General features: G+C 64.6%; 8 protein-coding genes. All 8 read left to right on the top strand.

Annotation, left to right across the window (positions count from 1 at the left end):
- Window positions 1-432 precede the first annotated feature (432 nt).
- Complete coding sequence (yghU, locus tag E3U47_RS24580; protein ID WP_134694166.1) at window positions 433-1,272, top strand: glutathione-dependent disulfide-bond oxidoreductase; 840 nt, start codon at window positions 433-435, stop codon at window positions 1,270-1,272.
- Window positions 1,273-1,445: 173 nt separating this feature from the next.
- Complete coding sequence (locus E3U47_RS24575; protein WP_134694165.1) at window positions 1,446-3,149, top strand: amidase; 1,704 nt, start codon at window positions 1,446-1,448, stop codon at window positions 3,147-3,149.
- 88 nt (window positions 3,150-3,237) lie between these two features.
- Window positions 3,238-3,939: a transcriptional regulator gene (locus tag E3U47_RS24570; protein ID WP_134694164.1), complete on the top strand. Its 702-nt coding sequence runs from the start codon at window positions 3,238-3,240 to the stop codon at window positions 3,937-3,939.
- A 14-nt stretch (window positions 3,940-3,953) separates the two neighbouring features.
- A complete protein-coding gene (locus E3U47_RS24565) occupies window positions 3,954-4,871 on the top strand; it encodes a pyridoxal-phosphate dependent enzyme (protein WP_134694163.1) in 918 nt (305 codons plus the stop codon).
- Between the two features lie 89 nt (window positions 4,872-4,960).
- Window positions 4,961-5,578, top strand: a complete 618-nt coding sequence (locus E3U47_RS24560) for a TetR/AcrR family transcriptional regulator (RefSeq protein WP_134694162.1) — start codon at window positions 4,961-4,963, stop codon at window positions 5,576-5,578.
- Between the two features lie 40 nt (window positions 5,579-5,618).
- Complete coding sequence (locus E3U47_RS24555; RefSeq protein ID WP_134694161.1) at window positions 5,619-6,284, top strand: M24 family metallopeptidase; 666 nt, start codon at window positions 5,619-5,621, stop codon at window positions 6,282-6,284.
- A gap of 233 nt (window positions 6,285-6,517) precedes the next feature.
- Window positions 6,518-7,615, top strand: coding sequence for a carboxynorspermidine decarboxylase (gene nspC, locus E3U47_RS24550; RefSeq protein ID WP_134694160.1), 1,098 nt, complete (start codon window positions 6,518-6,520; stop codon window positions 7,613-7,615).
- Between the two features lie 35 nt (window positions 7,616-7,650).
- Window positions 7,651-8,895, top strand: coding sequence for a saccharopine dehydrogenase family protein (locus E3U47_RS24545; protein ID WP_134694159.1), 1,245 nt, complete (start codon window positions 7,651-7,653; stop codon window positions 8,893-8,895).
- Window positions 8,896-8,994: the final 99 nt, after the last annotated feature.

Genomic DNA, 8,994 nt, shown 5'->3' with positions numbered 1-8,994 from the left:
GAACCCCGCCCCGTAGGAGCCAGCCTTGCTGGCGAAGCAGGCGGCGCGGTGGTTGGCACCGGCTATGCCGGTGTTCGCCGGCAAGCCGGCTCCTACACGTTTGCGGCAAACCCCGCCCCGTAGGAGCCAGCCTTGCTGGCGAAACAGGCGGCGCGGTGGTTGGCACCGGCTATGCCGGTGTTCGCCGGCAAGCCGGCTCCTACACGTTTGCGGCAAACCCCGCCCCGTAGGAGCCAGCCTTGCTGGCGAACCAGGCGAAGCGGTGCCTCAAGTGCTTGGCGGGGTTGCTTCACACCTGGCCCTACCTGTAAATCCTCGCGGCTCGATATCAGTTATGCATCGATTGCATTTGTCCCTCGCGCCGAACCCATGGCATGAATGCAGGTCAACGCCTTTACTTGGCCGCATTCCGCCTTCCAGGAGATTCCGCGCATGAGCAAGCCCGAGTACATTCCGCCCAAGGTCTGGACCCACCAGGCCCCCTCTGGAGGCCAGTTCGCCAGCATCAACCGCCCCGTCGCCGGCCCTACCTACGACAAACCGTTGCCGATCGGCAAGCAGCCACTGCAGCTTTACTCCCTGGCCACGCCCAACGGCGTCAAGGTCACCATCCTCCTGGAAGAACTGCTCGCCCTCGGCCATGCCGGCGCCGAGTACGACGCCTGGTTGATCCGCATCGGTGAAGGCGACCAGTTCGCCAGCGGCTTCGTCGCGGTCAACCCGAACTCGAAGATCCCCGCCCTGCTCGACAACAGCGTCGAACCGCCCGTACGGGTATTCGAGTCCGGCTCGATCCTGCTGTACCTGGCGGAAAAATTCGGCGCCTTGCTGCCCAAGGCAGCGGCCGCGCGCACCGAGAGCCTGAACTGGCTGTTCTGGCAGATGGGCTCGGCACCCTACCTGGGCGGCGGTTTCGGCCATTTCTATGTGTATGCGCCAGAGAAGTTCGAATACGCCATCAACCGCTTCACCATGGAGGCCAAGCGTCAGCTCGACGTGCTCGACCGGCGCCTGGCCAAAAGCCCTTACCTGGGCGGCGACGAGTACAGCATCGCCGACATCGCCGTCTGGCCCTGGTATGGCCAGCTGGTGCGCGGCAACCTGTACGGCGCCGCCGAGTTCCTCGCGGTGGATGAATACCGGCATGTGCAACGCTGGGCCGAAGCCATTGCCCAACGCCCAGCCGTGCAGCGCGGCACCCGGGTCAACCGCACCTGGGGCGACGAAGCCAGCCAGGTGCCAGAGCGCCATTGCGCGGCGGACCTGGACTGACCCTGAGCGGCCTTGCCGAGGCGTCGGCAAGGCCGCGTCTGCAAGGACCGCGTGGCACGGCCAGAATGCCGCGCTGCAACGAAGCATTTCCCCACTGCATGCCTGCGCCCCTCGGGACCTTCTTGCTACACTCGCCGCCATGATTTTTCCACCTGCACAACTGTGGTGACAGCATGATCGAGGTAACCGAGGTTTCCATTGCCGAGCTGCGCGACGCGCTCGAGTCCGGCCGCACGACCGCCGTCGAACTGGTCAAGGCCTACCTGGCGCGCATCGACGCCTATGATGGCCAGGGCACCGCCACCGCACTCAACGCCGTGGTGGTGCGCAACCCTGAAGCCCTGAAAGAAGCCGAAGCCTCCGACGCCCGTCGCGCCCGTGGCCAGACGCTCGGCCCGCTGGACGGCATCCCCTACACCGCCAAGGACAGCTACCTGGTCAAGGGCCTGACCGCCGCCTCCGGCAGCCCGGCATTCAAGGACCTGGTCGCCCAGCGCGATGCCTTCACCGTCGAGCGCCTGCGCGCTGGCGGCGCCATCTGCCTGGGCAAGACCAACATGCCGCCGATGGCCAACGGCGGCATGCAGCGCGGGGTCTATGGCCGCGCCGAAAGCCCGTACAACGCCAACTACCTGACCGCGCCGTTCGCCTCGGGCTCCTCCAACGGCGCCGGAACCGCCACCGCCGCCAGCTTCAGCGCCTTCGGCCTGGCCGAGGAAACCTGGTCCAGCGGCCGCGGCCCGGCCTCGAACAACGGCCTGTGCGCCTACACCCCGTCACGCGGAGTGATCTCGGTGCGCGGCAACTGGCCGCTGACCCCGACCATGGACGTGGTCGTGCCCTACGCTCGGACCATGGCCGACTTGCTGGAGATCCTCGACGTGGTGGTGGCTGACGACGCCAACCAGCGCGGCGACCTGTGGCGCCTGCAACCGTGGGTGCCAATCCCGGCCGCCTCCAGCGTGCGCCCGCAGTCATACCTGGACCTGGCAGTGACCGCCGACTCGCTCAAGGGCAAGCGCTTCGCAGTGCCACGCATGTACATCAATGCCGACGCCGAAGCCGGCACCTCGGAAAAGCCGGGCATCGGCGGCCCGACTGGCCAGCGCATCAACACCCGCGCCAGCGTGATCGAGCTGTGGAACCAGGCCCGCCAGGCCCTGGAAGCCGCCGGCGCCGAAGTGGTCGAAACCGACTTCCCGCTGGTTTCCAACTGTGAAGGCGACCGCCCCGGCGCGCCGACCGTGTTCAACCGCGGCATCGTCAGCAAGGAGTTCCTCCATGACGAGCTCTGGGAGCTGTCCGGCTGGGCCTTCGACGACTTCCTGCGCGCCAACGACGATCCCAAGCTCAACCGTCTGGCCGATGTCGACGGCCCACAGATCTTCCCCCACGACCCGGGTACCCTGCCCAACCGTGAGGACGACCTGGCCGCCGGCATGGATGAATACGTCAACATGGCCAAGCGCGGCCTGAAGAGCTGGGACCAGATCGCCACCGTGCCCGATGGCCTGCGCGGCCTGGAGGCCACGCGCAAGCTCGACCTGGAAGACTGGATGGACGCCCAGGGCCTGGATGCGGTGCTGTTCCCCACCGTGGCCGATGTCGGCCCGGCCGATGCCGACGTCAACCCGGTGTCGGCGGACATCGCCTGGAGCAACGGTATCTGGGTGGCCAACGGCAACCTGGCGATTCGTCACCTGGGCGTGCCGACCGTCACCGTGCCGATGGGCGTGATGGCCGATATCGGCATGCCGGTGGGGCTGACCTTCGCAGGCCGCGCCTACAGCGACAACAACCTGTTGAAATTCGCCGCCGCGTTCGAGTCGACCGGGTCGCGCCGGATGATCCCGCCGCGCACGCCAAAACTGGGCTGATCCACGCCCCGCGAAGCGCTTGAACAACGCTCGCCAAATTCAACAAATTGTGTAAAATTCAACACAACATTGAATTTGGCGAGTTTCCATGCCCCCTTCCGATCCCTTTCACGAACGCCAGCTCACCCTTACCGTCCTCAAGGCCACCCTCAAGGCCCTGGGCAGCGTCGTGCCCAACAACCTGGAAATCCTCCTGCACGACCTCGACCACCCGGAGCACTCCGTGGTGGCCATCATCAATGGCCATCTTTCCGGCCGCCAGGTCGGCAGCCCGATCCTCGCCGCCCCTGAGCAGGACCAAGGCTTCGAGGCGCTGATGCGCGCCACGGTGGAGCAGCGTGGCTGCGACCCAGTGGTATTGCCCGATTACCCCACCACCCTCAAGGGCCGCACCCTGCGCAGCGCCACGGCGATCTTCCGCGACAGCACCGGCCACCCCTTCGCCAGCCTGTGCGTGAACAGCGACGTCACCGGCCTCGACGCGGCCATGGCCTTCCTCCAGCACTTCCAGCCGCTGGGCGCGGCCTGCGCCACGCCCAGCAACGCCGAGCCCGCCGACATGGCGGTGCTGATGACCGAGATCATCCAGGACGCGCTGCTGCGCAGCGGCCAGGGCCGGCTGAACAAACAGGCCAAGGTCGAGGCCGTGCGGGTCATGCAGGAACGCGGCCTGTTCATCGTCAAGGGCGGCGTGGAAAAGGCCGCCGAGGCCCTCGGCGTCACCCGCTACACCGTCTACAACTACCTGGAGCAGCTGCGCGGCGAGCACACGCCAGCTGCCCGCGACTGACCTCAGGAGCTCCCATGCCATTGCATATCCATACCCCGCTGATCGAGTCCCGTCCCCTGTCGCGCACTGCCGGGCGCCCGGTTTGGCTCAAGCTGGAGGCCCTGCAACCCTGCGGCTCGTTCAAGCTGCGTGGGGTCGGCCACGCCTGTGAAATACACCAGGCCCGTGGCGCGCAGCATTTCGTCTCGTCTTCAGGCGGCAACGCCGGACTGGCGGTGGCCTATGCCGGGCGCAAGCTGGGGTTGCCAGTAACTGTGGTGGTGCCCGAAACCACCACCGAGCGGGCCAAGGAGCTGTTGCGCCAGGAAGACGCCAGCGTGGTGGTGCATGGCAGTTCCTGGCAAGAGGCCAACGCCCACGCACAAACGCTGCTGGGGCCAAACTCTGCGTTCATCCATCCATTCGACGATCCACTGCTGTGGAGCGGCCATGCCAGCATGATCGACGAGGTGGCTGTGGCGAGCTTCAAACCCGACGCGGTGGTGCTCTCGGTCGGTGGCGGCGGGCTGCTCAGCGGCGTGGTCGAAGGGTTGCAGCGCAATGGCTGGCACGACGTACCGGTGCTGGCGGTGGAGACCGAGGGCGCGGCTTCGCTGCACGCGGCCATCGCGGCCGGGCATACCGTGGAACTGCCCGGCATCCAATCGGTGGCGACCTCGCTGGGGGCCAAGCGGGTGGCCGAACAGGCGATGGCCTGCTGCCACACCCATACCGTGCTCAGCCACCTGGTCAGCGACCGTGAAGCGCTGGATGCCTGCGAGCGCCTGCTGCTCGACCAGCGACTACTGGTGGAACCGGCCTGCGGCGCCGCGCTGGCGTTGCTCCAGCGCCCAGAAGTGCTTGCCCCCTACGCAAATGTACTGGTAATCGTCTGCGGTGGCGCAACGGCGACCCTGGAGCAAATGCGCGCCTGGCGCGAACAACTGGCCTGATCCCGCCCCGGCACGGAACACCGATAGCAGGCAGGACAGTTAACGCTATATACTTTTCGATATAGCGAATCAGACATCCTGCCTTAGCCATGCCCAGTATCCGTGACCGCAACCTGCAACTGATCCTCACTGCCGCCAGCGAGGAGTTCGCCCACCACGGCTTCGCCGCCGCCCGGGTCGACGCCATCGCCAACCGCGCCGGCCTGCCCAGGGCCAATGTGTTCTATTACTTTCGCAACAAGCAACAGCTCCACAGCGCCGTGCTGGACCTGGTAATGGAGCCCTTGCTGCGCGCCGCGCGTAGCCTGGCGCCCGAGGCGCAGCCGCAACAGGCCCTGCCCCGTTACTTCAAGGCCAAGGCCGAAGTGGCCCGCCGGCACCCCCATGCCACGCGCGTCTGGCTCAAGGAGATGCTCCATGGCGGGCGGCGCCTGCCCGACGAGCGCAGCGAGGCCCTGCGCCAGAGCGCCCGGCAGAACCTGGCGTGCCTGGCGCAGTGGATGGAGCAAGGCCTGATTGCCCGGACTGCGCCGGAGCACCTGCTACTGTTCCTCTGGTCCACGCCCCTGGCCAGCTTCCGCTTTGGCGAGGCGCCCGGCAGTTCGGCGCGGCTGAAGCCGACGCGGGCGTCGACCCAGGCCTTGGCCAATCTGTTCCTGCGTGGCGTGCGCCCAGAGATCGAGGCAGCGAAGCTTATCGCTATATGAGCATAACCATAACGATAGACACCCGATGAGGAGTACCGGCATGACTGCCGCCAACACTGCAAAGGAAGCTGTGGGCGCCCCCTATCAGCTGGAACTGATGAAACATGCCCAGCGCATGACCTGGCAGGCCGTCGAGCGCATCGCCCAGGGCATCGGCCCCGGCATGCGCGAGTCCGAAGCACGGGCCTTGGGCCAAAGCGTGCTGGAGGAACTGGGCATGCAAAGAATCTGGCACCCCACCCATATCCGCTTTGGCAGCAATACACTGAAAACCTTCAAGGAGCGTTCCGAGGGGGATCCGCTGCTGGGGAAGCACGACATCTATTTCATCGACATGGGCGTGGTCTTCGAAGGCCATGAAGGAGATGCTGGTGCCACCTTCGTCACCGGCAACGATCCGCAGATGCATGCCTGCGCCCAGGCCGCCAAGACGCTGTTCGAAGAGGTCGAAGCCCATTGGCGCTCACAGCGGGTGAACGGCGTGGAACTCTACCGCTTCGCCGCCGAGCGCGCCCAGCAGCTGGGCTGGCGGCTCAACATGGATATCAAGGGCCACCGCGTCAGCGACTTCCCCCACGCCATTTATCGCGGTGGCAACCTGGGCGATTTTGCCGGGCAACCCAGTGCGGGGTTGTGGATCCTGGAAATCCAGATCGCCCATCCCGAACTGCCTTACGGCGCCTTCTACGAAGACCTGCTGAGCTGACCGCGTCGCGGTAGGCGCCGGCCATATCGGTGTTCGCCGGCAAGCCGGCCCCTGCAACATGACCCAGCCAAGCGGCGCCTCACAGCGGGGCCGCTTCGGATGGTCACATTATCCTGTTCAACTGAGCATGCGCCGGCAACTCGGACGAAATGCGCCCCGCGCCCTTTCGTACCGCGACAAGTGAAGGCACAATGCGTGTCCTTTTTTTGGCCGGCCTGGCCGGGGGCCTTTAAATGATCAAGACGCCGTATTACCTCATCGATAAACAGAAACTGCTGGGCAACATGGAAAAGATCGCCTATGTCCGCCAGCAGTCCGGGGCCAAGGCCCTGCTCGCCCTCAAGTGCTTCGCCACCTGGTCGGTATTCGACCTGATGCAGCAGTACATGGATGGCACCACCTCTTCCTCGCTGTTCGAGCTCAAGCTCGGCCGCCAGAAGTTCGCCGGCGAAACCCACGCCTACAGCGTGGCCTGGGCCGACGACGAAGTCGAAGAGATGCTGGAGAACTGCGACAAGATCATCTTCAACTCCATCGGCCAGCTCGAGCGCTTCGCCGAGCAGTCCGAGGGCAAGGTTCGCGGCCTGCGCGTCAACCCGCAGGTGAGCAGCTCCGACTACCTGCTGGCCGACCCGGCGCGTCCGTTCAGCCGCCTCGGTGAGTGGGACCCGGAAAAGATCGAGAAGGTGATCGAGAAGATCTCCGGCTTCATGTTCCACAACAACTGCGAGAACGGTGACTTCGGCCTGTTCGACAAGATGCTCACACACATCGAGGAACGCTTCGGCCACCTGCTGCACAAGGTCGAGTGGGTCAGCCTCGGTGGTGGCATCCACTTCACCGGCGAAGACTACGCCGTGGACGCCTTCTGCGCCCGCCTCAAGGGCTTCGCCGAGAAATACGGCGTGCAGGTGTACCTGGAACCAGGCGAAGCGGCCATCACCAACAGCGCCTCGCTGGAAGTGACCGTGCTCGACACCCTGTACAACGGCAAGCACCTGGCCGTGGTCGACAGCTCGATCGAAGCGCACCTGCTCGACCTGCTGATCTACCGCCTCAACGCCAAGATGGCCCCCAACGATGGCGCGCACACCTACATGGTCTGCGGAAAATCGTGCCTGGCCGGCGATATCTTCGGCGAGTACCAGTTCGACAAGCCGCTGCAGATTGGTGACCGCCTGTCGTTCGTCGACACGGCCGGCTACACCATGGTCAAGAAAAACTGGTTCAACGGTCTGAAAATGCCGTCCATCGCGGTCAAGCAGCTCGACGGCAGCGTCGAACTGGTGCGCGAATTCGGCTTCGACGACTACGTTTCCAGCCTGTCCTGATGGGCAGGCCTTTTCAGTAAGGAGCACAAGGTAAATTGAAGAAGAACGTTCTTATCATTGGTGCAGGAGGTGTCGCCAAGGTGGTGGCCCACAAGTGCGCGCAGCATAACGACGAACTCGGTCGTATTGCCATCGCGTCACGGAACATCTCCAAATGCCAGGCCATCATCGACAGCGTCAAGGCCAAGGGTAGCCTCAAGGTACCCGCCGACATCCAGGCCTTCTCGCTCAATGCCCTCGATGTCGAGGCGACCAAGGCACTGATCCGCGAGACCGAATCGCAGATCGTGATCAACGTTGGTTCCGCCTTCCTCAACATGTCGGTGCTGCGCGCCTGCATCGATACCGGTGTCGCCTACCTGGACACCGCGATTCACGAAGAACCGGGCAAGATCTGCGAAACCCCGCCCTGGTATGGCAACTACGAGTGGAAACACCTCGAAGAGTGCCAGCAGAAGAACATTACCGCCATTCTTGGTGTCGGCTTCGACCCGGGTGTGGTGAACAGCTACGCGAAACTCGCGCAGCAGCAGTATTTCGACCGCATCGACTCGATCGACATCCTCGATGTCAATGCCGGTTCCCACGGCAAGTACTTCGCCACCAACTTCGACCCGGAAATCAACTTCCGCGAGTTCACCGGGCAAGTGTGGAGCTGGCAGAACAGCCAGTGGACCAGCAACAGCATGTTCGAGGTCAAGCGCACCGACGACCTGCCAGTGGTAGGTTCGCAGAACCTGTACCTGACCGGCCATGATGAAGTTCACTCGATCTCGAAGAACCTCAACGTGCCGAACGTGCGTTTCTGGATGAGCTTCGGCGAGCACTACATCAACGTGTTCACCGTCCTGAAAAACCTCGGCCTGCTCTCCGAGCAACCGGTGAAGACCGCCGAAGGCCTGGAAGTGGTGCCGCTGAAAGTGGTCAAGGCCGTGCTGCCCGACCCGGCTTCGCTGGCCCCGGGCTACACCGGCAAGACCTGCATCGGCGACCTGGTCAAGGGCACCAAGGACGGTCAGCCGCGCGAGGTGTTCATCTACAACGTGGCCGACCACGCAGAAGCCTACGCCGAGACCGACAGCCAGGGTATCTCCTACACCGCCGGCGTGCCGCCAGTGGCGGCGGCGCTGCTGGTCGCCCGCGGCCAATGGGACGCCGGACGCATGGTCAACGTCGAGGAACTGCCAGCCGAGCCGTTCCTCAAGGCGCTGGACGTGATGGGCCTGCCGACCCGCGTCAAGGATGAAAAAGGCGATCGTCCGTGGGACGCTGAAGCCTAAGCTGCAAAACGAAGGGGCGCCCAATGGCGCCCCTTCTGTTTGTGCTGATCGCTACTTCCTGGCCTCCAGGATCAGGTTGAACGGCGTCTGCGTCGCCCG

Source organism: Pseudomonas sp. RIT623 (genome assembly GCF_004519305.1).
Lineage (GTDB): Bacteria > Pseudomonadota > Gammaproteobacteria > Pseudomonadales > Pseudomonadaceae > Aquipseudomonas.
Note: the sequence above shows the minus strand (reverse complement) of the source record. Positions and strands in the feature narration are given on the sequence as shown.

Coding starts and splice junctions, on each gene's coding strand:
- yghU (WP_134694166.1), top strand. CDS start 433: ATGAGCAAGCCCGAGTACATTCCGCCCAAGGTCTGGACCCACCAGGCC.
- E3U47_RS24575 (WP_134694165.1), top strand. CDS start 1,446: ATGATCGAGGTAACCGAGGTTTCCATTGCCGAGCTGCGCGACGCGCTC.
- E3U47_RS24570 (WP_134694164.1), top strand. CDS start 3,238: ATGCCCCCTTCCGATCCCTTTCACGAACGCCAGCTCACCCTTACCGTC.
- E3U47_RS24565 (WP_134694163.1), top strand. CDS start 3,954: ATGCCATTGCATATCCATACCCCGCTGATCGAGTCCCGTCCCCTGTCG.
- E3U47_RS24560 (WP_134694162.1), top strand. CDS start 4,961: ATGCCCAGTATCCGTGACCGCAACCTGCAACTGATCCTCACTGCCGCC.
- E3U47_RS24555 (WP_134694161.1), top strand. CDS start 5,619: ATGACTGCCGCCAACACTGCAAAGGAAGCTGTGGGCGCCCCCTATCAG.
- nspC (WP_134694160.1), top strand. CDS start 6,518: ATGATCAAGACGCCGTATTACCTCATCGATAAACAGAAACTGCTGGGC.